Raw genomic sequence first — 25826 nt, forward strand, 5'->3', positions numbered from 1 at the left:
TTACGTGCTAGCAGTTTGTCATGCTCAGACCCGTCCTCCGCTTCGCCCCGAGCCCCAATGGCTTGCTGCATCTGGGGCACGCCTATTCGGCGCTGTTCACCTCGGTATGGGCCGAAGCCCTCGGTGGCCGGTTCCTCCTGCGCATCGAAGACACCGACATAACCCGAAGCAAGCCGGAATTCACCGCGGCGATCTTCGAGGACCTCGCCTGGCTCGGCCTCGCCTGGGAACAGCCGGTGCTGCGGCAGTCCGACCGCTTCGCCGTCTATGCCGCTGCGGCCGACCGGCTCAGGGCGCGCGACCTGCTCTATCCCTGCTTCTGCTCGCGCACCGAGCTGGCCGCACAGTCGAGCGGCACCGACCCCGATGGCGCGCCGCTTTATCCCGGCACCTGCCGTCACCTGTCGGCAGCCGAAGTGAAACAGCGTTTTGCCGAAGGGCGTACGGCGAACTGGCGGCTGAGGACCGACGACGCCATGGCGCTCACCGGCATGCTGACCTACAGCGTCGCCGGCCCCACCCCGGCGGATCGGCCGCAGATCCGCTATGCCCGGCCGGAGCGCTGGGGCGATGTGGTGCTGCAGCGCAAAGGCACGCCGACCAGTTATCACCTGAGCGTGGTGATCGACGACGACGCGCAGGGCGTTACCCATGTCACCCGTGGTCGCGACATGGAGCCCTCGACCGATATCCACGTGCTCCTGCAGATGCTGCTCGGCCTCACCTCGCCGCTCTATACTTTCCACAAGCTGATCCTCGACACCGAAGGTAAAAAGCTCAGCAAATCGAAAGGCTCCACATCGCTGCGGAGCCTCCGTGAGGCGGGTCGGACGGCGGACGAAATTCGGCGCGAGCTGGGCTTCTAGGGTGCCGGGCCGGTGCGCTTGACTACCCCTCACCCTAACCCTCTCCCTGGCGGGGAGAGGGGACGCACTTTGCACCGGCCGTGCCACAACGCCCCCTCTCCCCTCTGGGGAGAGGGCCGGGGTGAGGGGCGCCAAGCACACCTGAACTAGGCCGCCAGCTTCTCCGCCGCAAAGAATGGCGCCACCGTCGCCGCCACCGCCGCGTCGAACGGCGTAGCAAAATCCGGGCCGAGGATGGCGTCGAGGCGCGCGTCCTTGAGCTCCATCGGGTTCTCCCACAGGTAGCTCATCTTGCTGACCGCCCGCATCAGCGGATCGACGAGACCCACGACGTTGAACAGCACGCGCGGGAACGTGCCGACCTTGAGCTTCACCGGCGCCGCGGCCACGGCGGCTGCAGCCATCTGCTCGGGCGTCACATAGTTGCCGGCGAAATGGAAATTCTCGAAGGCGCCGAACTCCTTACGGTGCCAGGCGAGCTTCTCGAAGGCCCGGCCGACATCCGGCAGATAGGCCCAGGAGTGGCCGACGCTGGGCACGCCCATCATCGCGAACTTGCCCTTCTTCGCCTCGCGCAGCATGGCGAGATCGAACCAGTCGAACGAACTCTCTGGCCCATAGAAATCCCCGGCGCGGAGGATGATTGCCTGGATGTCGCCGCGCTTCGCCGCCGCTTCATAGAGTGCCTCGACCCGCACCCGGATCTCGCCGCGCGGCGTCTGCGGGCGCTGCTTGAGCTGGGGCGTCACCGTACGGTCGGTGGCGGCGTAGTTGTAGATATTCCCGGGGAACAGCAGGGTCTTGCCGCTCTTGCCGAGCGCGGTGATCACCCGCTGGTTCTGTGCTTCCATCCGGCCCTGGTCCCACTGGTGGTAGGGCAGGTTCAGCGCGTTGACCACCACCTCGGTATCACCGATCGCCGCCCGCATCGCTTCCACATCCTCGGCATCGCCCTTGATGAAGCGCACCCCTGCTATCGGCTGCTTGTTGGACCGCCCGAACCCGGCGACGTCCCACCCGGCGGCGACGAAGGCCTTGGCAATGTGGTGGCCGACATGACCGTTGATGCCGATAACGATGACTTTCTGCGTGCTCATTTGCCTGGCTCCTTGCTGGTGAGGAACAAGGTAGGCGCAACATCAGCGTTGATGAATTGGACAAGATCGTTACCTTGCCATACAGAATTGAATAGCCTGGAGACACCTAGACCATGCCCGATCCCGACTGGTCGCTGTGGCGCAGCTTTGGCGCCGTCGTCGAGCACGGCTCGCTCTCGGCCGCCGCGCGCGCCCTCGGCCTCAGCCAGCCGACGCTGGGCCGCCATGTCGAGGCGCTGGAGCAGGCATTGGGGATGAGCCTGTTCGAGCGGACGCTCACTGGCTTTCACGCCACCGATACGGCGCTGAAGCTCTACGAGCCGGTGCTGGCGGCGCAACAGGCGCTGGCCGAGGCGGCGCTGATCGCGGAGGGGGCGAGCGCCGCGCTCACTGGCTCGGTCCGCATCACCTCGAGCACCGTGATGTGCCACTATGTCTTGCCGCCCTTCCTCAACGACCTGCGCCAAAACTTCCCGCAGGTGGCGATCGAGCTGGTGCCGTCGGATTCGGCCGAGAACCTGCTGCTGCGCGAGGCCGATATCGCCGTCCGCATGTTCCGCCCCACCCAGCTCGAGCTGATCACCCGCAAGCTCGGCGAGAGCCCGATCGTCACCTGCGCCCACGAAAGCTACATCCTGAGGCGCGGACGCCCGGAACGGCCCGAGCAATTGGTCGAGCACGACCTGATCGGCTTTGATCGCTCCGAGCTGTTGATCGGCGCCGCCCGGCGCATGGGGTTCGAACTGAAGCGCAGCGATTTCATCGTCCGCACCGACAGCCAGACCAATGCCTGGGAACTGATCAAGGCCGGCCTCGGCGTCGGTTTCGCCCAGCAGCTGCTGGTGGCCGAGACGCGCGGCATGGTGCCGCTCTTGCCCGATTTCCGCCCGCCGCCCTTGGAAGTGTGGTTGACCACGCATCGCGAACTGTTCACCAGCCGTCGCATTCGTGCCATCTATGACCGACTGGGCGAGGGCCTCAGCCGCTTCCTCGCGAGGACATTATGAACATCACCGGCATCATCACCATCGTCGCGCTCGGCGCGGTCGCCATCATCCTGTTCATGGGGCTGTGGAACATGTTCCGCGGCGGCGACCACAATCTCAGCCAGAAGCTGATGCGTGCCCGCGTCATCGCCCAGGCCGTGGCCATCGTGGTGATCCTGGGGGCCCTCTACTTCTTCGGTCGGGGGAGCTGACCGAAAGCGCTTCGCGCGCCATTCCCGCTGAGCTAGTTTCGACGCCACTGACTCGCGGCGGAACGACATGGTCAAGCTCAACAAGATCTACACCAAAACTGGCGATGACGGCACCACCGGCCTGGTGCGCGGGCCGCGCCGCTCCAAGGCGGACCTCCGCGTCGAGTGCTTCGGCACCGTCGACGAGGCCAACAGCTTCATCGGCATGGCGCGGCTCCATACCGGCTCGATGCCCAAGCTCGACCGGCTGCTGGCGCGCGTGCAGAACGACCTGTTCGACCTCGGCTCCGACCTCGCCACCCCAGGCGCCGATCCGGCCGGGGCACCGCCCTCATTGCGCATCACCGCGCAGCAGGCGGCATGGATCGAAGAGCAGATCGACCACTACAATGAAGGCCTGAAGCCGCTCACGAGCTTCGTCCTCCCCGGTGGCACGCCGCTCGCCGTCGCGCTGCATCTGGGCCGCACCGTCACCCGTCGCGCCGAACGCCTGGTGGTCGAGTTGATTGCGGCCGAACCCGACGTCAACAACGCCGTCATGGTCTATCTCAACCGCCTGTCGGACCTGCTGTTCGTCATGGCCCGGGTGGCCAACGCCAACGGCGACAGCGACGTGCTGTGGGCGCCTGGCAAGTTCGGCCACGAGGGGCAGTCGCGCGGCTGATGTTCATTCCGCTGCACGACCGCAACCCAGTCCGGCACATCAGGTTCCCCTATGTCACCTATGGCATCATCGGGTTGAACGTCCTGGTGTTCCTGATCCAGCTGGCGCATGGCAGCGGGCTCAGTTTCGACCAGTTCGCGCTGAGCTATGCGGCCGTGCCGGCCTATTTCCTGCAGCCTGAGGCGCCGGACCGGCTGGCCTACCTGCCCGACGGGCTGACGCTCATCACCTATGCCTTCTTTCATGCCGACTGGCTGCACCTGGGCAGCAACATGCTGTTCCTCTGGGTGTTCGGCGACAATATCGAGGATGCGCTGGGGCATGTGAAGTTCGCGGCGTTCTACCTCGCCTGTGCCGCGCTCTCCGGCCTGATCTATATCCTCTTCGCCATGGGCACCTACACCTGGCTGATCGGCGCCTCGGGCGCCGTTGCCGGCGTCATGGGCGCCTATATCGTCCTCTACCCGCATGCCCGGGTCTATGTGCTGCTGGGCCTCACCATCCCGATCCCGCTGCCGCTGCCGGCGCTCTGGATGCTCGGCGCCTGGGCGGCGGTGCAGCTGTTCTACCTGTTCTTCGGCGGCAGCAGCCCGGTCGCCTGGTCCGCCCATGTCGGCGGATTGATCGTCGGCGCGGCGCTCTGCGTGCCGCTGAAGCGACGCGACGTAGTGCTGTTCGGCGGGCGCTGATCCGTAAACGATTGATTCACGATCGCACCATTCCGACACAGCTTCGGGAAGGTTTCGTTTACGCCCCGGTCATAAAACCCCGGGGATGGACATGGATCTGACATCGCAGCTGCTTGCCGCGCGCTCCGCCGGGACGCAGCAATCCATTGCCATCGCCGTGCTGAAGAAGTCTCACGAGATGGAGATGTCGCTGATCCAGATGGTCGACAGCGTGGCGCGCTCTGCTCCACCGCCCGGCCAGGGGACCAAGGTCGACAAAACAGCCTGACCAGCCGGAGGGGTGTGATGAACCTCGACACATCGATCTATCGCATGGCCTTCCGCGAGGCCGACACCCTCGGCGTGGCGCAGGTGCTCGTCGCCAAGAAGCGCGCCGATCTCGAACACCACATGCTGCTCAAGCAGATCAACGAAGGCTCCGCCTCCACCGGCGCCGACCTCGAGCGGGCGCTCACCGATATGGAGCAGCGCTCCGACGCGTTTGTCGGCCGCATCATCGACCGCACCGCCTGAACGACTGTTCAGCACCCCGCCTCCCGCCATCCGATCCCTGAACCCCGTCTGAACGGACGGGGCGAAGCGGCGCGCAATTCTGCAAACTGTGCGCTTGCGGGGTCTGTCCCATCGGGGCAGAAGCGACCGCTTTCAGCGGGGGGACACGCTGAACAGGAGATTGGCCCCAATGAGCAAGACGGGCTACGAGAAGATGGTATCGGGCGAGCTCTATGAAGGGCCGGACTGGGACCTGATCGAAATGCAGGTCGAAGCAAGGAAGAAACTCGACCGCCTCAACGCCGTCCCGAACTGGGACATGGCCAACCGCACCGCGATGTTCCGCGACCAGCTCGGCAGCTTCGGCGACAGTTTCGTGTTGAGCCCCATCACCTGGGAATACGGCAAGCACATCCATATCGGCGAGGGTGTGTTCATCAACTTCGAATGCGTCTTCCTCGACGGCGCCGAAGTGCGCATCGGCGACGGCACCGCCATTGCGCCGCGCGTGATGTTTTTGACCGCCGGTCACCCGGTTGACCCGCACGAGCGCGAGCGCCGCGATCCCAAGACCGGCAAGCTGATCGGCGCCCAGTGCATCAACAAGCCGATCAGCATCGGCAAGCACTGCTGGATCGGCGCCGGCACCATCATCGTCGGCGGCGTCAGCATCGGCGACGGCACCACCATCGGCGCCGGCAGCGTCGTCACCCGCGACATCCCCGCCGGCGTGCTGGCCGCGGGTAACCCCTGCCGGGTGATCCGCAAAGCCGACGCCAAGCCGATGCGGCAGGCGGCGTAATCGGGTGCTTGCCGCAGGGCATCGGCAGTCGGCAGCAGGCAATCGGCAGTCGCGGCCCGCCACCGGCCGGCCCTTTCCGACTGCCTACTGCCTACTGCCGACTGCCCCCTACCGAACCAGAAACGCCTCGACCTCGGCGCGCGACGGCGCGCCGAGCCGGCCGCCGAACCGGGTGCACTTGATCGCCGCGGCCGCCGAAGCAAAGGCGATGACGTTGCGCATCGGCCAGCCCTCGAGCAGCCCGACCGCAAACCCGGCATGGAACACATCGCCCGCCGCCAGCGTATCGATCGCTTCGATTTTCGGGGCCGGCGAATGGCGGATCCCGTCCCCCTCGCTCCACCAGCAGCCATCGGCGCCGGCGGTAACCGCAACGAAGCCGCCATGGCTGACTGCGAGCCACCCGGCCGCCTGCTCTGCGGTGTCCGCCCCGGTCACCAGCTTTGCCGCGCTCTCTGATGCCACCACATGCGTCGCCAGCGGCAACAAGCCGTCGAGCACGTCGCGCGCCGCCATATCGGCATCGAGGATCGCCGGAATGCCCGCCGCCTTCGCCGCACCTAGCGCCAGCGCCGCCGCACCCGGCCAGCGCACATCGGTCATCACCGCGTCGATACCACGAAGATCAGGGGCGGCCTCGGGCGGCGCCATCAGCGTCGGATCGTAGCGCGGCACGATCATCGTACTGCCGCTGCGATCCATGAAGATCGAGGAAAAGCCCGAGCGCGAACCGGCGACCCGCCGCACCCGCGAGCAGTCGACGCCTTCGCCCGAAATCTGCTGCACCAGCCGATCGCCCGTCGCATCGTCGCCGGCCGAGGCCCAGAGCGCCGCCTTGCCACCGAGCCGCACGATGCTCGCCGCCTGGGCCGCCGCCATGCCTTCGGCGACTTCGACCGCATCGAGCGGTATGATCTTGCCCGGCCCATCCGGCAGGCGGTCCAGCCGGAAGATGGTGTCCATGGTCAGGGCACCGACGCAGAGGATCCGGCGCATGCGGGTCAGGTCCCGATCAGCGTGTCGATGACGTTGTGACCGTCAGGCGAATCCCACTCGGCCGGCCCCTGCAGCACTGCCAGTTCGCAGCCCTTTTCGTCGAGCAGGAGCGTTGCCGGCAGCCCGATCGCCACCGCCTGCTGCTGCAGCCGCTTGAACGCATCGAAAGTGGAATCCGCATAGAGCGGCAGGTTCTTGAGCCCCTCGTCGGCGAGGAATTTCTTCGCCTTCTCGAGCCCGCTCTCGCCGACATCGAGGTTGATCGGCAGCACCATGAACTGCTCTGAATTGTACTTGGTCGCGATGGCGTCGAGCGCGGGCATTTCCTCGCGGCACGGCACGCACCAGCTGGCCCAGAAATTCACCAGCAGCTTCTTGCCGGCAAAGCTGCCGATCGTGGTCGGCGCACCCGCTGCATCCTTGAACGCCATGTCGGCATAGCCGCGCCCTTCGCCGGTGCCGTTGAGCGCTGCCAGCATGCCGATCGCCGCCGCGTCGATCTTCTGCCCCTTGATCACCTGCGGATCGCACTGCGTCGCCTGCGCCGGCATGAAGTTGCCAACCACGAGGGTAAGGACTAGTGCTACCGCCGCACTGATCAGGGCGACGAGCAGCACCCGCCTGGGGCGCAATCTCCGGGTCGGGGCGGGGCTTTGGTCGGTCATAGGTCTACCGTTGGAGTTGAGATGAGCAATCGCATGTGGGGCGGCCGTTTTGCGACCGGGCCCGACGCCATCATGGAAGAGATCAACGCCTCCATCGGCTTCGATCAGCGACTCTACAAGCAGGACATCGCCGGCTCTATCGCACACGCCACCATGCTGGCGGAAGTGGGCATCCTGACCCAGGCGGATCGCGACGCGATCATCACCGGCCTAAAGACCGTGCTCGACGAGATCGAGACAAACAAATTCACGTTCTCGCGTTCGCTCGAGGACATTCACATGAATGTCGAGAGCCGCCTGAAGGACGTGATCGGCGATGCCGCGGGGCGCCTCCACACCGCCCGCTCGCGTAACGACCAGGTAGCCACCGATTTCCGCCTCTATGTCCGCGACGCCATCGACACGCTGCTGGCGCAGGTCAAAACCCTGCAGCTGGCACTGGTGAAGCGGGCCGAGGAAGAAGTCGCGACCATCATGCCCGGCTTCACCCACCTGCAGAACGCCCAGCCGGTGACGTTCGGCCATCACCTGCTTGCCTATGTGGAAATGCTCGGCCGCGACTACGGCCGCTTCGAGGATGCGCGCAAGCGCCTCAACGAGAGCCCGCTCGGCTCGGCCGCCCTCGCCGGCACCCCCTACCCGATCGATCGCGACATGACCGCCAGGGCGCTCGGCTTCGATCGCCCCACCGCCAACTCGCTCGACGCCGTTTCCGATCGCGATTTCATCCTCGAAACGCTCTCGGCCGCCAGCCTCTGCGCCATGCACCTCAGCCGCTTCGCCGAGGAACTGGTGATCTGGTCGTCGTCGCAGTTCGGCTTCGTCAAGCTCAGTGACAAGTTCACCACCGGCTCCTCGATCATGCCGCAGAAGCGCAACCCCGACGCGGCCGAGCTGATCCGCGCCAAGGTCGGCCGCATCATGGGCGCGCTGACCTCGCTGCTGATCGTCATGAAGGGCCTGCCGCTCGCTTATTCCAAGGACATGCAGGAAGACAAGGAAGTCGCCTTCGACGCGCTCGACTCGCTGTCGCTGTCGCTCGCCGCGATGACCGGCATGGTCGAGGATCTGAAGGCCAACCGCGAGAAGATGCGCGCCTCGGCCAATGCCGGCTTCTCCACCGCCACCGATATCGCCGACTGGCTGGTCAAGCAGGCCAATATCCCGTTCCGCGAGGCCCATCATATCACCGGGCAGATCGTGGCGCTGGCCGAGCAGAAGGGCATGACGCTGGATGGCCTCACCATCGAGGATTTCAAGTTCATCGACCACCGCATCGACAGCCGCATCCATAAGGTGCTGAGCGTCGAAAGCTCGGTCGCGGCCCGCAAGAGTTATGGCGGCACCGCGCCGGAAAACGTCGCGCTGCAGGCCGCCCGCTGGAAGGAAATCCTCACCGGCGTGAAGTCCGAACCGGTCAGTGTGAAGAAATCGGGGGGTCACGGCGATGGCGGAGTGGAGTAGGCTCCGGCAATGCCGCGCCAGCCACGCCCCCTGCACCTCACCGCTGACCATGTCGCCCGCATCCCGGTGATCGAGGATCCGGGCCAGCCGACCTACCCGGGCATTCGCCCAGCGACCGAGGTCGACTACGATGCGGAAGTCGCGCGCATCATCGACACGGCGCCGGAAGGCGAGTTCTGGATCTTCGCGCTGAGCTCGCTGATCTGGAACCCGGCCACCGAGTTCGACCAACAGCGTATCGCCGTCGCCAGCGGCTGGCACCGCAGCTTTTGCCTGTTCGACCAGCGCTGGCGAGGCAACCCCAAACAGCCGGGCCTGATGATGTGCCTTGATCGCGGCGGCAGCTGCCGCAGCGTTGCCTTCCGCATTCCGGCCGGTACCATCAAAGCCAACATGGACAAGCTGGTGCGCCGCGAAATGAGCATGGTGCCTAACGCCTTCCCTGGCCGCTGGATCAAGGTCGCCACCGCCGAAGGTCCGCTCACCGCCCTCGCCTTTGCCATCAACCGCAACAGCACCCGCTATGTCGGCGGCCTCACCTTGGCGGAGCGTGCCGACCGGCTGGCGCAGGCGCATGGCTGGAAGGGCTCGATGGCCGAGTATGTGCTCTCGACAGTGCAGAAGCTCGCCGAATACGGCATCCACGACCGCAACCTGTGGGCCCTGCAGCGGCTGATCGCAGAACGGATCGACCACCACTGGCCCGCGCCGGCCGGTGCGGCGCATCGCGCTTCTTGATCGGCCCTATAGAGAAGTCTCGCTTCCGCTGCCCGGTGTTTTCGCCTAGAGCTTCCGCCCGGATTTCGTAGGGGCGCAAGACCTTGGTGCATCACTTCCAGTATCGCGACGACCGGCTGTTCGCCGAGGAGGTCGACCTCACCGCCCTCGCCGGCAAGGTGGGCACGCCGTTCTATGTCTATTCGGCCGCGACGCTCCGTCGCCACGTGCAGGTGATGCGCGATGCCTTCAAGGGCATCGACACGCTGGTCGCCTATGCCATGAAGGCGAACTCCAACCAGGCGGTGATCAAGCTCATCGCCAAGGAGGGCGCCGGCGCCGACGTGGTCTCGGGCGGCGAACTCGAGCGCGCCATTGCCGCCGGAGTGCCGGCCAACCGCATCGTTTTCTCCGGCGTCGGCAAGACCTTCGCCGAGATGCGCCGGGCACTGGAAGTCGGCATCAAGTGCTTCAACCTCGAGAGCGAACCTGAGCTCGAGCGGCTGAGCGATGTCGCCGTCTCCATGGGGATGACGGCGCCCGTTTCGGTGCGCATCAACCCCGATGTCGATGCCGGCACGCACAAGAAGATCTCGACCGGCAAGGCCGAAAACAAGTTCGGTATCCCGTTCGCGCGGGCCCGCGAGGTCTATGCCCGCATCGCCGCGCTGCCGGGCGTGCGCGCCGTCGGCGTCGATATGCATATTGGCAGCCAGATCACCGACATGACGCCGTTCGATAACGCCTTCGCGCTGCTCGCCGAACTGGTGCGCAACCTGAAGGCCGCCGGCCACGATATCCGCCATGCCGATGTCGGCGGCGGCCTCGGCATCCCCTACCACCACGACGAAGACGCCCCGCCGGCCCCGCCCGCCTATGCCGAGATCGTCAGGAAGCATATCGGCCCGCTCGGCGTGTCGCTGGTGCTGGAGCCCGGCCGGCTGATCGTTGGCAATGCCGGCATCCTCGTCACCAAGGTCGAGTACGTGAAGGAAGGCGGCAAGACCTTCGTCATCGTCGATGCGGCGATGAACGATCTGATCCGCCCCACCCTCTATGAGGCGCATCACGACATCCAGCCGGTGGTGCATTCCAACCTGGCGCAGATCACCGCCGATGTGGTCGGCCCGGTCTGCGAAACCGGCGATTTCATCGCCCAGGATAGGAAGATGGAGGGCGTCAAGGAAGGCGACCTGCTCGCTGTGATGTCGGCCGGCGCCTATGGCGCGGTGATGGCCTCGACCTACAATTCGCGCCCGCTGGTGCCCGAAGTGCTGGTCGACGGCGACAAGTGGCACGTCATCCGCCCACGCAAGTCGATCGCCGAACTGATCGCCCTGGACAGCGTCCCCGACTGGGTGTGAGCCCCGGGGGCGCTGCCCGATCGGGTTGCACCGTCTTCTCCACCCACTCGGTGTCATCCCAGCGAAAGCTGGGACCCAACTCACAGCCCGCGCCAGCGGGTGGATGGATCCCAGCTTTCGCTGGGATGACACCCGGTGAGGGAGGCAAGACCCCGGGCCAATAGCTAAACCAGCCACGCCGCCAGTATCGGCGCCAGCACCGAGGTCAACACGGCGTTGAGCCCCATGGCGATGCCTGCAAACGTGCCCGCCACCGGATCGACCGCAAAGGCGCGCGCCGTGCCGATGCCGTGCGAGGCGAGCCCGACCGAAAAGCCGCGCGCCGCGTAGTCGGTGATCTCTAGGGCGTTCATGATCGGGGTCACCAGCACGGCGCCGGTGACCCCGGTCAGCACCACCAGCACGGCGGTGAGCGAGGGTGAGCCGCCGATCTGCTCGGCAATGCCCATGGCGACGCCTGCCGTCACCGATTTCGGCACCATGGCCAGCAGCACATCCGGCGGCAGCCCGAACAGCCGGCCCAGGAGTACGACCGAGACGATCGCCGTTACCGAGCCTGCCAGCAGCGCGCCGAGCAGCGGCAACAGGTTCTCCATCACGATCTTGCGGTTGGTGACCAGCGGTACGGCGATGGCGACGATCGCCGGGCCGAGCAGGAAATGCACGAACTGCGCGCCCTCGAAATAGCGCCCATACGGCGTGCCGGTGGCGAGCAGCACGGCGCCGACCGCGATGATCGACAGCAGCACCGGATTGACCAGCGGGTTGCGGCCCGATTTCAGCGCCAGCCAATCCGCCCCGACCCAGACGCACAGCGTCACCGTCAGCCACAGCAGCGGCGTCGAGCTGAGATAGACCCAGAGCGCGAACGGATCGTTCATGGCCGCTTCCCGGTCCAGTGCTTTACCGCGAGGAACGCCCCGACCGTCGCCAGCATGGTGAGCACCGCCGAGATGATCAGCGTCAGGACGATCCCCACGCCATAGTCGCCGAGCAGCCCCAGTTGCTGCACCACGCCGATACCGGTTGGCACGAACAGCAGCCCCAGCCCCCCAACGAGGAAAGTGGTGACCTTGTCGAGCAGCGTGCCCTTGAGGTCGGGCCGCCGCTGTACCCACGCCAGCAGCACGATGGCGAGGAGAATCAGCCCGACCACCGGGCCCGGCATCGGCAGAGCCAGCGAGCGCGCCAGGATTTCACCGGCCAATTGGCAGGCGAGCAGCAATGCGAGAATGGCAATCATGCCCGCGACTATCGGAGCGCTCGCCTGCCGGTGCAAGCTGCTGACAAGCCCTGTCAGTACGCTCCGGCTAGTTTATGCCCATACCGAGGAGGTGCAGATGACGAACGCCCTGACCGACCGCCAGCTCAACCGCGCCACCCTGGCGCGTCAGATGCTGCTCGAGCGCAGCGACATGGGTATCACCGACACCATTGCCTGGCTGCTCGGCATGCAGGCGCAGCAGACCCACGATCCCTATATCGGGCTGTGGTCGCGGCTCGAGGGCTTTACCCACCAGGCGCTGACCGCGCTGATCGTCGATCGCACCCTGGCCCGCGCCACCACCATGCGCGGCACGCTCCATCTCCACACCGTCGACGACCTGATCGGCATCCGGGCAGAGATGCAGCCTTTCCTCCGCTCCGTCTGGCTCAGCAATTTCAAGAAGCGTTTCGGCGGCAATGACGAAGCCGCGGTACTGGAACTGGCGCGAAAACTGCTCGACGCCGAGCCGATGACCGCCGGCCAGCTCGGCAAGCGCCTCAGCGAGCGCTTCCCCGTTGGCGAACCGCTGGCCATGACCATGCTGCTGCAATCGACCGACACGCTGATCCAGATTCCGCCGACCCGCATCTGGGGTTCCGGCCATTCGCCGGTCATCACCCGCATCGGCAACTGGCTGCCGGCCCCGTATGAACGCCCGATCGCCCGCGAAGCGCTGGTCCGCCGCTACCTCGCCGCCTATGGGCCGGCCAGCGTCGCCGACATGCAGGGCTGGTCGCGCCTCACCAAGCTCGGCGAAGTGTTCGAAGCGCTGCGCCCCGAGCTGGTCAGCTTCACCGCCCCCGATGGCCGCGAACTGTTCGACCTGCCCGACGCGCCGCGTCCTGATGCCGATACCCTCGCCCCGGTTCGGTTCCTGCCGCTCTACGAAAACGCCATCCTCGGCTACGACAACCGCCGCCGCTTCCTCGTCGCAGGCGACGAACTGCGCGGCGATTTCGTCAACAACGTCAAGCCGGGCGTCTTGGTCGACGGCCTGATGTCGGCCGGCTGGTCAATCGACAGCAAGAAGGGCGCGGCGGTGCTCACCGTCACGCCCTACCACCAGCTCAGGAAAAAGGACGTCGCCGAGATCGAGCGCGAGGGCCTGAAGTTCCTGCGCTTCATGGAGGAGACGGCAGAGACCTTCGACGTTCGCGTGCTGGAGCTCGCGGACTAGCCGTTCACCCCATCATCGCCTGACGTGCCAAAGAGATAATCTCCGGCGGCCGGCCGGCAAGGGCGTCGTCGACTTTTTCGAGCACCTGCGCCAGCGTGAACGGCTTTGGGATCACGTCGTAGATCAGCTGGTCGAGACCGTGCGCGCGCTCGCGCTGGTCGGCAAAGCCGGTCATCAGCATGATGGTGACCTCGGGCCAGGCCGAGGCGACGTTAAGCGCCAGCGCGATCCCATCCATCACCGGCATCTTGATGTCGGAGAGCAACAGGTCGAAGCGCCCCTGCTCTTCCTGCATGACCTCGGCGGCGAGGCCGCCATCCTCGGCTTCCACCACATCGTGGCCCATGTGAGCGAGGGCGCGCGAGACGAACGCCCGCACTCCGTCATCGTCTTCGGCAAGCAGGATTCTGGCCATCAGTGTACCGTCTCTTCAATAATTTCCTTGGTCGCCACGGGCGGGATCGCCGCGACGTTCTGCCGGCTCGAGGCAAAGCCCAGGCGCAGCTGCGTCGCGCCTTTGGGCGGCGACGCCAGTTCGGCGGAAAAGGCCACGGCCTCGCCCGGCTCGACATCCGGAGCCGGTGGCATGACGCTCCACTGGTAGAGCGGCGCGCCATGCGCATCGAGTAGGCTTACCACCACCGGCGGCACCACCACGCCGCGCGCTTCGACGCCGCGGATAGTGGCGGTGACGCTGATCACGTCACTGTCGCCGCGCCGGCTCATCACCGTCGAGACGTCTGAAAACTCCAGGCCGACCACGTTCACGCCCATGCCGAGCGCCGAGTAGACCCCGGCCATCGACGGCGCCAGCCTGACGATCTCGGTCCGGAACAGCAGCCCACCGGCGAGAACCGCCACCAGCAGGCAGACCGCGCCGATGCGGATCATCCGGAACAACTTCGCCGCCGGCAGCCGGCGCGCCACTGCGCGCTGCCGCTTCTCCAGTTTGCCGTTGGCCGCCCGTTCGGCCGCCGTGGGCTTTGCTGCAGGTTCGGGGGCCGGAGTTGGTTCGCCCGCTTTCGGGGCGATGGCAGCTTTGATCTCGGCGATCGAGCGCACCACTTCGGGCGGCGGCGCTCCATCCGGCATCACGCCACGCAGCGAAGCGGGGATTTCGGCGATGCCGGTGCGATGCTCGATCGCCTTGAACTCGCGGTCGAGCGCCTCTTCCTCGGTCGGGGTGAACAGCTTGTCGTCGTCCGGCGGCGCCATCTGGGCTTCCGCCATCCAGGCCTTGCCGCAATGCGCGCAGCTGACCTGCCGGCCGCGCGGCCCGAGCGTCTCGGGCGGCACCTGGTAACGCGTGCCGCAATGCGGGCAGGCGATGACGACCGTCGCTGGCTGGGGTGAGCGCATGGGCGAAAGCTAGCGGCGCCGGGTTAAGTTTCCTCAAACCCGAACGTCGAAACTGCCGCGGCCGAGGCTTCGGCCGACCAAGATTTGGGCTGAATTATGGGTGAGAACCCCGCCCCGGCGGGATGCCGCTGTTATGATGCCTCTCAACTGATTCGGAGCGGATGGCCCGGTGATCGAGTTCTCCAATGTCGGCCTGCGCTATGGGCAGGGGCCCGAGATCCTCCGCGATCTCAATTTCCGCATCGAACCCGGCACGTTCCATTTCCTCACCGGCCCCTCGGGGTCGGGCAAGACCTCGCTGCTGAAACTGCTGCTGTTGTCACTGCGGCCGACCCGCGGGCGGGTCACCCTGTTCGGCAAGGACACCTCCTCGCTCGACCAGGATGCGCTCTTACAGATGCGCCGCCATATCGGCATCGTGTTCCAGGAATTCCGCCTGCTCGACCATCTCACCACCTTCGAGAACGTGGCGCTGCCGTTGCGCGTGCTCGGCGAGCCCGAGTCGAGCTACCGCGCCAACGTCACCGAGCTGCTCGAATGGGTCGGCCTCGGCCAGCGCCTCGATGCGCTGCCGGCGGTGCTGTCGGGTGGCGAGAAGCAGCGCGCCGCCATCGCCCGCGCGGTGATCGGCCGCCCGGACATCCTATTGGCGGACGAGCCCACCGGTAACGTCGACCCTGAACTGTCCTTGCGGCTGGTGCGGCTGTTCGCCGAACTCAACAAGATGGGAACGACCATCATCCTCGCCACGCACGAGCTGCCGCTGCTCGATGCCTTCCCCTTCCCGCGCATGATCCTCAACGAGGGGGAGATCGTCTTTGCCGATTGAGCTGAGGCTCCCCCGTTTCGTCGGGATCGAGAACCGCGAGCGCGCTGCCGCCATCGTGCCGGAGCGCTCGGTCTCCGGCCGCACCCTGGTGCTGCTGATCGCCATCATGACGTTCCTCTCGGGCGTAACGCTCGGCGGCGTGGTGCTGGTGCAGAAATCCGCCATCGCCTGGTCCTCCGATGTCGGCCGCGAGATGACCATCCAGATACGCCCGGTCGAGGGCGAGGTGATGGACTCGAACCTGCGCACCGCGGTGGCGCTGGCCGAAGCCACGCCCGGTGTCGCCTCGGCGCGCGCCTTGACGCTCGAAGAGAGCCAGAAACTGCTGGAGCCCTGGCTCGGCGCCGGCCTCGATCTCACCGCCATCGATATCCCCCGGCTGGTCGTCGTGCAGCTTGCCGACCCCGCCGAGGCCGACGTGGACAAGCTGCAGCGCGACCTCGCCGCAGTGAAGGGCGCCAGCCTCGATACCCACGCTGCCTGGCGCCAGCAGCTCAACGTCATGGCCGGCACCATCGTCGCCTCGGGCCTCCTGGTGCTGACGCTGATCGTCGTCGCCACCGTGCTCGCCATCATCTTCGCCACGCGCGGCACCATGGCGTCGAACCGCGAGATCGTCGACGTGCTGCACTTCATCGGCGCCTCGAACAGCTTTATCGCCGGCGAGTTCCAGGGCCGCTTCCTCACCATCGGCTTCCGCGGCGGCATCTTCGGCGGCCTCGCGGCTTTGCTGTTCTTCCTGCTGGTCGGCGTCGCTGCCGGCTCGATGGTGCCGCAGGAGGCCGGCCAGCAACTGGGCATCCTGTTCGGCCGCTTCGCCCTCGGCATCGACGGCATGTTCGGCATTCTCGCCGTGGTGCCGGTAATCGCCGCGCTGACCGCCATCACCTCGCGCATGACGGTGCGCCGCTTCCTGCAGAAGACATCCTGAGCCTGGTGGCTGCTGCCACCCCCACCCTCAGTTCCTCCCCACAGGGGGGAGGCGATAGGTGCACGGTATAGGTGAGAGTGTCTCCTTCCCCCTTGTGGGGAGGGATCAAGGGTGGGGGTGGCCCCACGCGCCGATTTCTCGCTTGTTCGCCAGCGTCGTAGCAGGCACCCTCCGGCGCAAAACGGGGAGGATCGACTTTGCTCGGCCAGGCGTTGCGCTCGCTGCTGTTCTACGCGGTGTTCTACCTGCAGACCGTGGTGCTGGCGATCGTCGTCGGCATCAGCGCGCTCTGGGGCCGCACCAGGTTTGGCTGGACGCTGGCGCTCTACTGGATCCACTCGCACATCCTGGCGCTGCGGCTCATCGCCGGCATCAAGACCGACGTCGAGGGGATCGAGAACATCCCGGATGGGCCCTGCATTATTGCCAGTAAGCACATGAGCGACTGGGACATCTTCGCGCTCTTGCCCGGGGCGCGGCGTCCCGCCTTCATTGCCAAGAAGGAGCTGATGGACATCCCGTTCTTCGGCCAGGCGGCAATGGCCTTCGACACCATCCGCGTCGATCGCTCGAAAGGCGGCGACGCCATCGCGCTGATGCTCTCCGACGCCCGCCGCTCGCTCGCCAACGGCGCCCGCATCATCATCTTCCCCGAAGGCACGCGCAAAGCGCCGCTCGAGCCCTACGACTATCGCTACGGCGTGGTCCGGCTCTATGAGGGCCTGAACATTCCGGTGGTGCCGGTGGCGCTCAACTCCGGCCTGTTCTGGGGCCGCAACAGCCTGCTGCTCTGGCCCGGCACCGCCCGCGCCCGGTTTCTCCCCGCCATCCCGCCCGGCCTCGCGGTCGAGGAGTTTCGCGGCCGCCTGATCGCGGCGATCGAAGGTGAAACCAACCGATTGATCCTTCAGGCCTATGATGAGGGCCTGAGCCGCCCGATCAGCCCCGAGCTGCGCGACCGGCTCGAGAAGCTGAAGCAAGGGATAGCGCCCGGACCGCTCGAGACCACTACATCTTGACGGAATCAGCGACGCAGCCCATAGGTGTAGATGTCACGCCGGGCGGTGCTTGACATTTAGCTCAAATTTGTTCTATATTCGTTCTCTTTCGCCTTGTATCGAAGGAGCCGGGGGCATGGTGCCGACACTCGATCGTACGCTGCTGCAGCATGCCACCGCGCATCCGGTGAACTGGCGCGGCCGCTCTGGCCGTTTCTACGCGCTCGAGCCGCTGCGCTTCGACGATTTCAGCTTCAAGGCCGATGAGCTTTACCTGATCGCGCTCGGCCCGCACGTCATGTGGGCGGGCGGCGCTGCCGATCTCGTCGAAGACCCGGTAAGCCGCGCCCGCTTCCGCCTCGCCATGGATTGCGCCGACCGCGTCTTCCACGTCGAAACCAGCGCCGACGCCATCGAACGGCTCACCGTGGTGTGGGATCTCGAAGGCGCCGAACCGATCATCGGGCTAAGCGCTGCCTGAGGGCAACCGAGAGAGACGGCCCCCTCCCATCCTCCCCCATGAAGGGGGAGGTGCCGCACCTGTGCGTGGGGCACGATTTCGTCGAAAGCACCAGCCTTCCTTCACCTCCCCCTTTATGGGGGAGGCCGGGAGGGGGCCGTCTGCTGCAGTCAGCCCCTACGCCCCCGCCACCACCGGCACATCCGTGCCGTTCAGCGCCGCCACCACCTCGTCGAGATAGCGGTCGGTGATCCCGAGCTCATGCAGCTTGCGTGCTGTTTCCAGCACATATTCCGGGTTGGCGCCGGACTCGCCCACCCCGGCGCGCACGATCCGCACCTGCTCGGCGATGGCGAGCTTGCCCGCATATTGCAGGTGCCGCGTGTCAGCGAGGAAGGCCAGCGACGGCACCAGACCGCCATCGGCGAGTTCGATCTGCCGCGTCGCCTCGCGGTAGACGCCGCGATCCATCTCGCGCTCGCTGAGATAGGCGTGCACCCCGTCCCATGCTGCATCATCAACCTCGAACGCCATGCCACGGCACGAGCCGCCCGGCATCAGTCCGAACACCAGCCCCGGCTGCGCCTCGGTGCCGCGATGCCGGTAGGAGTAGACGCAGAGCCGGCGATGCACGCCGCGCAGCAGCGCCGGCATCTGCCGGAGGAAGGCAAAGCCCGGCCGCCAGATCAACGAGCCGTAGCCGAACACCCAATGCGTTGAATTCTGCTGCACGAAACGTCCACTCGCCTTGCCGCGGTCACGTTCCTACCGATACGGTCCGCGCCGCGCAATCGGTGCGCCGGAATGGGAGACCTGACGTTGCGGAAGTTCATGTGGCTCGCCATCGCGGTGGTCGTCCTGGTCGGGCTGTGGACCGCCGGCTGGCTCTGGGCCGCCGGTGAGGCAACGCGGCAAATCAGGCTCCTGGCTGAAGCCGACGGCGAAACCGCGCCGAAGCTCACCTGCGGCACCTTCGATGTCTCCGGCTTCCCGTTCCGCTTCGACCTCGAATGCCTCGACGCCACCCTGGTCGATCAGGACCTCACGGCCAGTTTCGCCGGTCTCAAAGGTTCGGTGCTGGTCTACGCGCCATCGCACCTGATCTTCACTGCCAAGGCGCCGTTCAGCCTTGCCGACGCCTTTTCGGGCAGCCAGCGCCGGCTCGATTTCGGCGCCATGGAAGGCAGCCTGCGGCTCACCTCAACCGACCTGATGCGCGGCCTCAGCGGCGAAGGCTGGCGCATCGCCCGCTTCTCACTGGTGGCCGATGATCTGGTGCTGACCGATACCGTCGCCGGCGAGATCGTCGAGGCGCGCAGCAAGCACCTCGAAGCGCACCTGCTCGATGTCCCCGAACTGCACGACAAGGCCGCCGGCACTGCAGCGCTTCGCGGCTACCTCTCGACCACGGCGCTGGACCTGCCAGGGCTGCAGGTCGCAGCCGCCGACACCAGCGCCGAAGTCGAGCTCACCGCCATACCTGACGATCTTCGTGCCTTCGGTGAGCCCGACGCGCTGCGTCGCTGGCAAGCGGCCGGCGGGGCGCTGACCCTGACCAAACTGGCCGGCAGCCAGCCACAGCCCGACGAGCGCTTCGAGATCTCAGGCACGCTGAAGCTCAATGGCGGCGGCTACCCGGAGGGCGAGATCAGCTACACCACCAAGGGTGTGCTCGATCGCTTCGCCCAGTTCCTGCCGGTGATGCAGCTCGCCATGCTGCGCGGCGCCCCCAATGCCGATGGCAGCTTCCGCAACAGCCTCACCATCACCGATGGCCAGGTGAAACTGCTCGCCGTGCCTTTTGCACAGTTGCTGCCGCTGTTCTAGGGCGCGAGAGCTGCCCCCCTGCACGGAGTCATTCCCGCGAAAGCGGGAATCTCTGTTTTCGATCGTGCGGCAGACACCGCAAACGGAGTTTCCCGCTTTCGCGGGAATGACCCGGTGGTTGGTTCAACCAATCCGGATCAGGCGTCCTCGCCGCCGCCATGCTCGCGCACCATCACTGGCGACACGTCGGTCGGCGGAACCACGGCGGCTTCCGGCGTGCCGTGCGGGCGGCCAAAATCCGGCGCCGCGGTTTCCTGGCCAGCGGTGATGATCGAGCGGCGGATGGCGCGGGTGCGGGTGAACAGCGCCTGCATGCCTTCGCCATCGCCGACCCGCACCATGCGCTGCAGGCTCGACAGATCCTCGAGGAAACGCCCGAGCATTTCCAGTACCGCCTCGCGGTTGGTGAGGAACACGTCGCGCCACATCACCGGGTCACTGGCGGCAATACGGGTGAAATCTCTGAATCCCGAGGCCGAGAACTTGATCACCTCTGATTGCGTTGCCGCTTCCAGATCCGCGACCGTGCCGACAATATTGTAGGCGATGAGGTGCGGCACATGGCTGGTGATCGCCAGCACCAGGTCGTGGTGCGCGGCATCCATCACTTCGACGTTCGAGCCGAGCGCCCCCCAGAACGACACCAGCCGGTCGACCGCCACCGCATCCACCTCCGGCTTCGGCGTCAGCACGCACCAGCGCCCGACGAACAGGTCAGGGAAGCCGGCGGATGGGCCGGAATGCTCGGTACCGGCAATCGGGTGGCCGGGGATGAAGTGCACGCCCGCCGGAACCATCGGCTCCAGCGCCTTCATCACCTGGCCCTTCACCGAACCGACATCGGAGAGAATGGCGCCAGGCGCCAGGCGCCCGCTGATCTGCTGCATCACGTCGGCATAGACGCCGACCGGAGTGCACAGGATGACGAGATCGGCGCCCTCGACCGCCTCGGCGGCGTCGAGCGTATAGATGTCGCCCAGCCCCAGCGCCCGCGCCTCCTCGAGCGTCGCCGACTTGCGCGTGGTGATGGCGATGGTTTTGGCGAGGCCCTTGAGCTTCACCGCCCGGGCGATGGACGAGCCGATCAGGCCGATGCCGATAAGCGTCAGTTTTTCGAACATCAGTTGCTTGCCCCCGGCGCCCCGAACGCCTTCAGAATTTCCACCACGGCGCGCATATGCTCCTCGAGCCCGATGGAGATGCGTAAGCCGTCGGGTATGCCATAGCCATGCATTTCGCGCACCAACAGGCCCTTATCGCGCAGCGCGGCGAACGCCGCCTTCGCCGTCGCCACGTCTTCGAACAGCGCCAGAATGAAGTTGCCCTGGCTCGGCGGCACCCGGATGGCGTTCGACTGGAGCGCCCCGGTGAGCCAGCTGCGCCAGCGTGCATTATGTTCGCGCAGCCTGGCGGTGAACGCGACATCGCGCGCCGCGGCGGCGGCCGCCGCTTGTCCCGACAGCGACACGTTGAACGGCCCGCGGATGCGGTTGACCGCGTCGACGACGTGATCGGGTCCATACATCCAGCCCACCCGCTCGCCGGCAATGCCCATCTTCGAGAAGGTGCGCACCATCACCACATTGTCCGAGGCGTTCACCAGGTCGATGCCTTCAGCGTAATCCTCGGCGGTGACGTATTCCGCATAGGCGCTGTCGAGGACGAACAGGATGTCCGGCCGGAGCCCGCGCTGCAGCCGCTCGACTTCCGCTGCCGGCAGGTAGCTGCCGGTCGGGTTGTTCGGGTTGGCGAGGAACAGCATGCGGGTGCGCGGCGTCACCGCGGCAAGCAGCGCGTCGACATCGGCCCGGTAGTCGGTCTCGGGCACCATGATGATCTCGGCCGAGGCGCCGCGGGTGATGATCGGGTAGACGTTGAAGCCATACTGGCTCATCACCGCTTCGTCGCCCTCGCCGAGATAGACCTGGGCGAGGAGGTGGAGGATGTCGTCCGAGCCGAAACCGCAGACGATGCGGTCCGGCGCCAGCCCGTGCACCTCGCCCAGCGCCATGCGCAGATCGCGCGACGAGCCTTCCGGGTAGATCTCGATCCGACCAGCCGCCTCGCGCACCGCTTCGATCGCCTTGGGGCTCGCCCCCAGCGGCGACTCGTTGGCCGAGAGCTTCACCAGCTTGACGCCGGCGGGCGTGTCGGAACGGCCCGGGACATAGGGCGCGATCTTCAGGATGCCGGGCTGCGGGACGGGGCGTTTGGGCGTGTCGGTCATGTCTGAAGGGGAAGCCGGGTCAAAAATCGGCCGGACCATAGGGGATGGCGCCCACGCTTGCAAAGGAATCCCGGCCCCAGTTGCCCCGACATCTGCTAGGATAGGGGCGCGGCGTACTTGTCGAGACGGAGGAGGATCCGATGACGGCAATGAACATCGTGCATATGCGGGTAAAGCCCGGCCGCGAGGAGGAGTTCATCGCCCTCCACCGCGATATCGTGAGCTCGGACATGGCGGGCCTCCGCAATTTCTGGGTGGTCAAGACCGGTGAGCGCGACTTCTGTGTCGTCGGCGACTGGGCGGAGATGAGCAATCTGGTGCAGTCCCGGCCCCAGATGATCGCCATGCTCGACCGCTTCCGCGGGCTGCTCGAGGACCTTGGCGGCGGCCGAGGCGTCACCGAGCCCTGGTCGGGCGAGGTCGCGGTCCATCTGAGGCCGGAAATGAACGTCGAGAGCGCGCTCTAGGCGGCGCAAGAATGCGGCTCGTCAGCGCTCTCGCGGCAGCTTCATCGCCGCCTGCGGCGCGAGGGCTGGCACCTTGATCAGCCGCTCGGCTTTCTTCCGCCGCGGCACCGCCGGGAACAGCTCCTTGCGGGCGAGCACGCAGTGGACGCCTGCAAAGGTTGGCCCGAACATCCGGCCGGCCCGCTCGAAAAAGCGCGTCGATTTGAGCACCAGCGCGTGCTGCGACGGCGGCACATAGAGCGCATCGCGCCATTGCTCGGGCACGAAGCTGTGGTCACGCAGCAACCGCTCCAGCTGCCCGCGCGAGAACGGGTGTCCGTCGCCGAAGGGCGTCGTGTCGATCGACGACCAGGTGCCGCGGCGTTTCGGCACCACGACGATCAGCCGCGCATTGGGCGCCGAAACCCGCCACAGCTCGCGCATCAGTTCTTCGGTGTCGCTGACATGCTCGAAAGCGTGCACCGCGATGATCAGGTCGACGGCGGCATCGGTGAGCGGCAATTCCAGCGGGTCGCAGAGCACGGTGTGCGACGGGCCTTCGCGCGGCCAGGCCGAAGCGCCCTGCCGGGCCGGCATCACGGCGATCACCCGTTCGGCCTTTTCCAGGGTGAAGCGCATATAGGGCGTCGCAAAGCCCAGCCCGAGCACCCGCAAGCCCCGCACATTGCCGGCAAAGCGCAGCACCTCCTCGCGCAGCAGGGCGCGGGAGATCTTTCCCAGGGGCGACTTGTAGAAGCCGATCAGCCGCTCGACATGCGAGGTCATGGCGTTGTCCGAAAACCTTCTCTAGTTTCTGTCATGCTTCGCTGCCGCATGCCACCCGCGCGGCGCGCGCCTGACCCGGAGACTCCCCCACGTGCCCCTGCTGATCGACGTTTTCCTCTGCCGTTCCGACAATTTCGGCTACCTCGTCCACGATGTCGCCAGCGGCCGCACCGCCGCGATCGACGCACCGGACGCCAAGGCCATCAAGGAAGCGTTGCAGCGCCGCGGCTGGAAGCTGACCGACCTGTTCATCACCCATCACCACACCGACCACGTCGAAGGCATTCCGGCCCTCAAGCGTGAATATGGGGTGCGCGTCGTCGGTCCCAAGGCCGAAGCGTCGAAGATCCTCGGGCTCGAGGTGCTGGTCTCGGCCAGCGATACCGTGTCGCTTGGCGATACCGACTTCATCGTCATCGAGACCCCGGGGCATACGCTCGGACACATCGTCTATTACGATCCGTCCGGCCGGCACCTGTTCTCTGCCGATGCGCTGTTCTCGCTCGGCGTCGGCCGCATGTTCGAGGGCAAGCCCGGCCCGATGTGGAACGGCCTCGAGGAGTTGCGCGCCCTGCCCGACGATACGCTGGTCTATCCGGGCCACGAATACACCGCCTCCAACGCCGCCTTTGCCCTGAGCGTCGACCCGAAAAACCCGGCGCTCAACATCCGCGCCACCGAGGTCAGGCGCATGGTCGAGGCCGGCAAATACACCATCCCGGTGACGCTCGGGCTCGAAAAGGCCAGCAACCCGTTCCTCCGCGCCGATCAGCCGGTACTGGCCAAGGCCATGGGGCTGGCCGCCGATGCGGAACCCGCCAAGGTGTTCGCCGCTTTACGCAAGGCCAAGGACGAATTCAAAGGGTAGCGGATGCCCGATAAGCTGGCCTTCAAGCCGGTCACCCGGTCAACGGCCAAGGATTTCGAAGCGCTGTTTGCTGGCCCCGGCGGGCCGAAACCCTGCTGGTGCATGACCTGGCGGGCCACGCCCGAGGAGATCAAGGACAACCAGGGGCCGGCGCGGCGCCAGCAGATCCTCGGCCGCATCGAGGACGGCGTGCCGGTCGGGCTGCTCGGCTATGCCGATGGCGAGCCGGTCGCCTGGGTGTCGATCGCGCCGCGGGACAGCTTCCGCAACCTCGGCGGTCCTGACCAACAGGCGGGCGAAGCGATCTGGTCGCTCACCTGCATGTATGTCCGCCGGCAGTTCCGCGGTGAAGGGCTCGGTCGCCAGCTCATCGCCGCCGCCATTGCCCATGCGCGGAAACGCAAGGCCGACATCCTCGAAGCCTACCCTGTCGCCCCTTCGTCCCCCAGCTATCGTTTCATGGGGTTTGTCCCTGCCTTCGAGGGTTTGGGCTTCGTCGAGGTGGGGAAAGCCGGTACCCGCCGGCACGTGATGCGGTTAACCCTTTCTTGATGAAACACGGGAAACTGCCAACGAAACATTGCAACCTCTCCCGGTCATGGCGACGTTACTCCCATGGTCCGAGCGAGGCAGCCTAACGCGGCCGTCGCGCCGGACCGACACCAGGTCCGAGGCGATGGACGACAACGGGACGACAAAGCAGGTGTTCACGCTGCCGGTGGTGCAGGAAGCACCACGTGAGCGGCTGATGCTCGTCCACACCCCCGCGCACGCCGATTTCCTCAGCCAGCTGATCGCCGCCCGCCAGCACCTCGCGCCACAGCGCGAGCGCCGCCGCGCCCCGGTTGGCCAGGCGGTCGACGCTTATGCCAATGGCAGCAAGATCACGGTCCGGCGCATGCCTGCCGGCTACCGCAAGACCATCGTCACCTGAGCTGTTGCCCGACGAGGGCTCGAACTTTCCGCATCCACGGTGTCAGCCCGACGAAGGTCGGAGCCATCCTGAGATGCCGAAATGATCCTTGGCCCAAGGCACCGCCTGCAGCACCCTACCATGGGCCCGCCATACCACCGGCGTCATCCCCGGTAGGTGGGCACGGCAATAACTTTGCGACTTATGGGCTTCGCCGGGATGACACTGTAGTTGGGGCTCTTCGGGCGGCCTCAGCCGCCCATGGTCACGTCGCGGCCGGCGCCGGTGATCGAGACGGTAAAGCCCGCCACCACATCGACGATCGCCATCATCATCAGGATGAAGAACACCGAGCTGGCCGCCGCGCCGACGAGCAGGAATTCGACGAGGAAGATCACGAACACCACCACCGAGAGCATGTGCTCGATCACCGAGTTGCGCCCGGTATTGGTGGATTTCAGCACCTCGAAGAACAGGCACACGAGGCCCACCACGAGGATCAGGTCGCCGGCCGTCAGCGACCACGAGACGCCCGAGACCATCGGAATGGTCAACAGCTGCTGGCTCCAGCCCGCCGGATTGCCGCCCATGAACAGGAAGGCAAAGAAGTTATAGGCGATCAGCGGGATCAGCAGCAGCGGCGGAATGAAGGCGCCGTTGCGCGCGGCGCGGCCACCCTGGGGGATGAATACCGTATTGTCGGACATGGCGCGTTCCCTGATCG

General features: G+C 66.3%; 33 protein-coding genes. 21 read left to right on the forward strand and 12 right to left on the reverse strand.

What is annotated here, in order from left to right; all coding sequences use genetic code 11:
* The first annotated feature begins 20 nt into the window (after positions 1-20).
* On the forward strand, positions 21-866 hold the full coding sequence (gene gluQRS, locus ASC68_RS26100; protein WP_055886645.1) for a tRNA glutamyl-Q(34) synthetase GluQRS: 846 nt from the start codon (positions 21-23) through the stop codon (positions 864-866).
* A gap of 146 nt (positions 867-1012) precedes the next feature.
* On the opposite strand, the gene ASC68_RS26105 is transcribed toward gluQRS, so the two are convergent.
* A complete protein-coding gene (locus tag ASC68_RS26105) occupies positions 1013-1963 on the reverse strand; it encodes an NAD-dependent epimerase/dehydratase family protein (protein ID WP_055886648.1) in 951 nt (316 codons plus the stop codon).
* Positions 1964-2076: 113 nt separating this feature from the next.
* On the opposite strand from ASC68_RS26105, the gene ASC68_RS26110 reads away from it, so the two are divergent.
* From ASC68_RS26110 to ASC68_RS26140, 7 genes are all read left to right on the forward strand, one after another.
* A complete protein-coding gene (locus tag ASC68_RS26110; RefSeq protein WP_055886652.1) occupies positions 2077-2970 on the forward strand; it encodes a LysR family transcriptional regulator in 894 nt (297 codons plus the stop codon).
* Positions 2967-3161, forward strand: a complete 195-nt coding sequence (locus tag ASC68_RS26115) for a twin transmembrane helix small protein (protein ID WP_156384780.1) — start codon at positions 2967-2969, stop codon at positions 3159-3161. The genes ASC68_RS26110 and ASC68_RS26115 overlap by 4 nt, the downstream gene beginning before the upstream one ends.
* A gap of 67 nt (positions 3162-3228) precedes the next feature.
* Positions 3229-3825: a cob(I)yrinic acid a,c-diamide adenosyltransferase gene (locus ASC68_RS26120; RefSeq protein ID WP_055886660.1), complete on the forward strand. Its 597-nt coding sequence runs from the start codon at positions 3229-3231 to the stop codon at positions 3823-3825.
* On the forward strand, positions 3825-4514 hold the full coding sequence (locus tag ASC68_RS26125; protein WP_055886662.1) for a rhomboid family intramembrane serine protease: 690 nt from the start codon (positions 3825-3827) through the stop codon (positions 4512-4514). The genes ASC68_RS26120 and ASC68_RS26125 overlap by 1 nt, the downstream gene beginning before the upstream one ends.
* Before the next feature lie 91 nt (positions 4515-4605).
* Positions 4606-4782: a hypothetical protein gene (locus tag ASC68_RS26130; RefSeq protein ID WP_156384781.1), complete on the forward strand. Its 177-nt coding sequence runs from the start codon at positions 4606-4608 to the stop codon at positions 4780-4782.
* 17 nt (positions 4783-4799) lie between these two features.
* Positions 4800-5027, forward strand: coding sequence for a hypothetical protein (locus tag ASC68_RS26135; protein WP_055886668.1), 228 nt, complete (start codon positions 4800-4802; stop codon positions 5025-5027).
* A gap of 169 nt (positions 5028-5196) precedes the next feature.
* Positions 5197-5808, forward strand: a complete 612-nt coding sequence (locus ASC68_RS26140; RefSeq protein ID WP_055886672.1) for a sugar O-acetyltransferase — start codon at positions 5197-5199, stop codon at positions 5806-5808.
* 108 nt (positions 5809-5916) lie between these two features.
* On the opposite strand, the gene ASC68_RS26145 is transcribed toward ASC68_RS26140, so the two are convergent.
* On the reverse strand, positions 5917-6804 hold the full coding sequence (locus ASC68_RS26145) for a PfkB family carbohydrate kinase (RefSeq protein ID WP_055886676.1): 888 nt from the start codon (positions 6802-6804) through the stop codon (positions 5917-5919).
* 5 nt (positions 6805-6809) lie between these two features.
* Positions 6810-7469 carry a TlpA disulfide reductase family protein gene (locus ASC68_RS26150; protein ID WP_055886679.1) on the reverse strand — a complete coding sequence of 220 codons (660 nt, stop codon included), beginning with the start codon at positions 7467-7469 and terminating at the stop codon, positions 6810-6812.
* A 21-nt stretch (positions 7470-7490) separates the two neighbouring features.
* Here ASC68_RS26150 and argH point away from each other — a divergent pair, with 21 nt between their 5' ends.
* The 3 genes from argH to lysA all read left to right on the forward strand — a co-directional run bounded on the left by argH (position 7491) and on the right by lysA (position 11014).
* On the forward strand, positions 7491-8933 hold the full coding sequence (gene argH, locus ASC68_RS26155) for an argininosuccinate lyase (protein ID WP_055886682.1): 1443 nt from the start codon (positions 7491-7493) through the stop codon (positions 8931-8933).
* Positions 8934-8942: 9 nt separating this feature from the next.
* Positions 8943-9671, forward strand: coding sequence for a gamma-glutamylcyclotransferase (locus ASC68_RS26160; RefSeq protein WP_055886686.1), 729 nt, complete (start codon positions 8943-8945; stop codon positions 9669-9671).
* Positions 9672-9757: 86 nt separating this feature from the next.
* A complete protein-coding gene (gene lysA / locus ASC68_RS26165; protein ID WP_055887157.1) occupies positions 9758-11014 on the forward strand; it encodes a diaminopimelate decarboxylase in 1257 nt (418 codons plus the stop codon).
* Between the two features lie 164 nt (positions 11015-11178).
* Here lysA and ASC68_RS26170 read toward each other — a convergent pair whose 3' ends face one another.
* Together ASC68_RS26170 and ASC68_RS26175 are read right to left on the reverse strand one after the other, a co-directional pair.
* Positions 11179-11895 (reverse strand): LrgB family protein, encoded by a 717-nt coding sequence (locus ASC68_RS26170; RefSeq protein ID WP_055886689.1) that lies wholly within the window; start codon positions 11893-11895, stop codon positions 11179-11181.
* A complete protein-coding gene (locus ASC68_RS26175) occupies positions 11892-12257 on the reverse strand; it encodes a CidA/LrgA family protein (RefSeq protein ID WP_055886692.1) in 366 nt (121 codons plus the stop codon). Before ASC68_RS26175 ends, ASC68_RS26170 begins: the two co-directional genes overlap by 4 nt.
* Before the next feature lie 97 nt (positions 12258-12354).
* Here ASC68_RS26175 and ASC68_RS26180 point away from each other — a divergent pair, with 97 nt between their 5' ends.
* On the forward strand, positions 12355-13458 hold the full coding sequence (locus tag ASC68_RS26180) for a winged helix DNA-binding domain-containing protein (RefSeq protein ID WP_055886697.1): 1104 nt from the start codon (positions 12355-12357) through the stop codon (positions 13456-13458).
* Positions 13459-13462: 4 nt separating this feature from the next.
* On the opposite strand, the gene ASC68_RS26185 is transcribed toward ASC68_RS26180, so the two are convergent.
* Complete coding sequence (locus tag ASC68_RS26185; protein ID WP_055886701.1) at positions 13463-13873, reverse strand: response regulator; 411 nt, start codon at positions 13871-13873, stop codon at positions 13463-13465.
* A complete protein-coding gene (locus ASC68_RS26190) occupies positions 13873-14817 on the reverse strand; it encodes an MJ0042-type zinc finger domain-containing protein (RefSeq protein ID WP_055886705.1) in 945 nt (314 codons plus the stop codon). Before ASC68_RS26190 ends, ASC68_RS26185 begins: the two co-directional genes overlap by 1 nt.
* Positions 14818-14986: 169 nt before the next feature.
* Between ASC68_RS26190 and ftsE the strand changes: the two genes are divergently transcribed.
* From ftsE to ASC68_RS26210, 4 genes are all read left to right on the forward strand, one after another.
* Entirely contained in the window at positions 14987-15646 is a 660-nt protein-coding gene (ftsE, locus tag ASC68_RS26195) for a cell division ATP-binding protein FtsE (RefSeq protein WP_055886709.1), read from the forward strand.
* Positions 15636-16577, forward strand: coding sequence for an ABC transporter permease (locus ASC68_RS26200; protein WP_248310607.1), 942 nt, complete (start codon positions 15636-15638; stop codon positions 16575-16577). Before ftsE ends, ASC68_RS26200 begins: the two co-directional genes overlap by 11 nt.
* 197 nt (positions 16578-16774) lie before the next feature.
* Complete coding sequence (locus tag ASC68_RS26205) at positions 16775-17596, forward strand: lysophospholipid acyltransferase family protein (RefSeq protein ID WP_055886713.1); 822 nt, start codon at positions 16775-16777, stop codon at positions 17594-17596.
* Positions 17597-17711: 115 nt separating this feature from the next.
* Positions 17712-18056, forward strand: a complete 345-nt coding sequence (locus ASC68_RS26210) for a hypothetical protein (protein WP_055886718.1) — start codon at positions 17712-17714, stop codon at positions 18054-18056.
* Between the two features lie 156 nt (positions 18057-18212).
* Here ASC68_RS26210 and ASC68_RS26215 read toward each other — a convergent pair whose 3' ends face one another.
* Positions 18213-18767 carry a gamma-glutamylcyclotransferase gene (locus tag ASC68_RS26215; RefSeq protein WP_055886722.1) on the reverse strand — a complete coding sequence of 185 codons (555 nt, stop codon included), beginning with the start codon at positions 18765-18767 and terminating at the stop codon, positions 18213-18215.
* A gap of 72 nt (positions 18768-18839) precedes the next feature.
* On the opposite strand from ASC68_RS26215, the gene ASC68_RS26220 reads away from it, so the two are divergent.
* The gene (locus ASC68_RS26220) at positions 18840-19862 is read left to right on the forward strand and encodes a DUF2125 domain-containing protein (RefSeq protein WP_082528502.1); all 1023 of its coding nucleotides are present in this window, start codon (positions 18840-18842) and stop codon (positions 19860-19862) included.
* Positions 19863-19999: 137 nt separating this feature from the next.
* On the opposite strand, the gene ASC68_RS26225 is transcribed toward ASC68_RS26220, so the two are convergent.
* On the reverse strand, positions 20000-20983 hold the full coding sequence (locus tag ASC68_RS26225; RefSeq protein WP_055886728.1) for a prephenate/arogenate dehydrogenase family protein: 984 nt from the start codon (positions 20981-20983) through the stop codon (positions 20000-20002).
* The gene (locus tag ASC68_RS26230) at positions 20983-22089 is read right to left on the reverse strand and encodes a histidinol-phosphate transaminase (protein WP_055886731.1); all 1107 of its coding nucleotides are present in this window, start codon (positions 22087-22089) and stop codon (positions 20983-20985) included. The genes ASC68_RS26225 and ASC68_RS26230 overlap by 1 nt, the downstream gene beginning before the upstream one ends.
* A gap of 140 nt (positions 22090-22229) precedes the next feature.
* Here ASC68_RS26230 and ASC68_RS26235 point away from each other — a divergent pair, with 140 nt between their 5' ends.
* Positions 22230-22556 carry a hypothetical protein gene (locus ASC68_RS26235; RefSeq protein ID WP_055886735.1) on the forward strand — a complete coding sequence of 109 codons (327 nt, stop codon included), beginning with the start codon at positions 22230-22232 and terminating at the stop codon, positions 22554-22556.
* 21 nt (positions 22557-22577) lie between these two features.
* Here the strand turns inward: ASC68_RS26235 and ASC68_RS26240 are convergent, their stop codons facing one another.
* Positions 22578-23321, reverse strand: a complete 744-nt coding sequence (locus ASC68_RS26240; RefSeq protein ID WP_055886738.1) for a class I SAM-dependent methyltransferase — start codon at positions 23319-23321, stop codon at positions 22578-22580.
* Between the two features lie 91 nt (positions 23322-23412).
* Here ASC68_RS26240 and gloB point away from each other — a divergent pair, with 91 nt between their 5' ends.
* The 3 genes from gloB to ASC68_RS26255 all read left to right on the forward strand — a co-directional run bounded on the left by gloB (position 23413) and on the right by ASC68_RS26255 (position 25123).
* Entirely contained in the window at positions 23413-24189 is a 777-nt protein-coding gene (gloB, locus tag ASC68_RS26245; protein ID WP_055886742.1) for a hydroxyacylglutathione hydrolase, read from the forward strand.
* Between the two features lie 3 nt (positions 24190-24192).
* A complete protein-coding gene (locus ASC68_RS26250) occupies positions 24193-24741 on the forward strand; it encodes a GNAT family N-acetyltransferase (protein WP_055886746.1) in 549 nt (182 codons plus the stop codon).
* A gap of 124 nt (positions 24742-24865) precedes the next feature.
* Positions 24866-25123, forward strand: a complete 258-nt coding sequence (locus ASC68_RS26255; RefSeq protein WP_055886749.1) for a hypothetical protein — start codon at positions 24866-24868, stop codon at positions 25121-25123.
* Positions 25124-25353: 230 nt separating this feature from the next.
* Here the strand turns inward: ASC68_RS26255 and ASC68_RS26260 are convergent, their stop codons facing one another.
* Positions 25354-25809, reverse strand: a complete 456-nt coding sequence (locus ASC68_RS26260) for a hypothetical protein (RefSeq protein ID WP_244488559.1) — start codon at positions 25807-25809, stop codon at positions 25354-25356.
* Between the last annotated feature and the right edge of the window lie 17 nt (positions 25810-25826).

The organism is Devosia sp. Root105 (assembly GCF_001424865.1).
Lineage (GTDB): Bacteria > Pseudomonadota > Alphaproteobacteria > Rhizobiales > Devosiaceae > Devosia_A.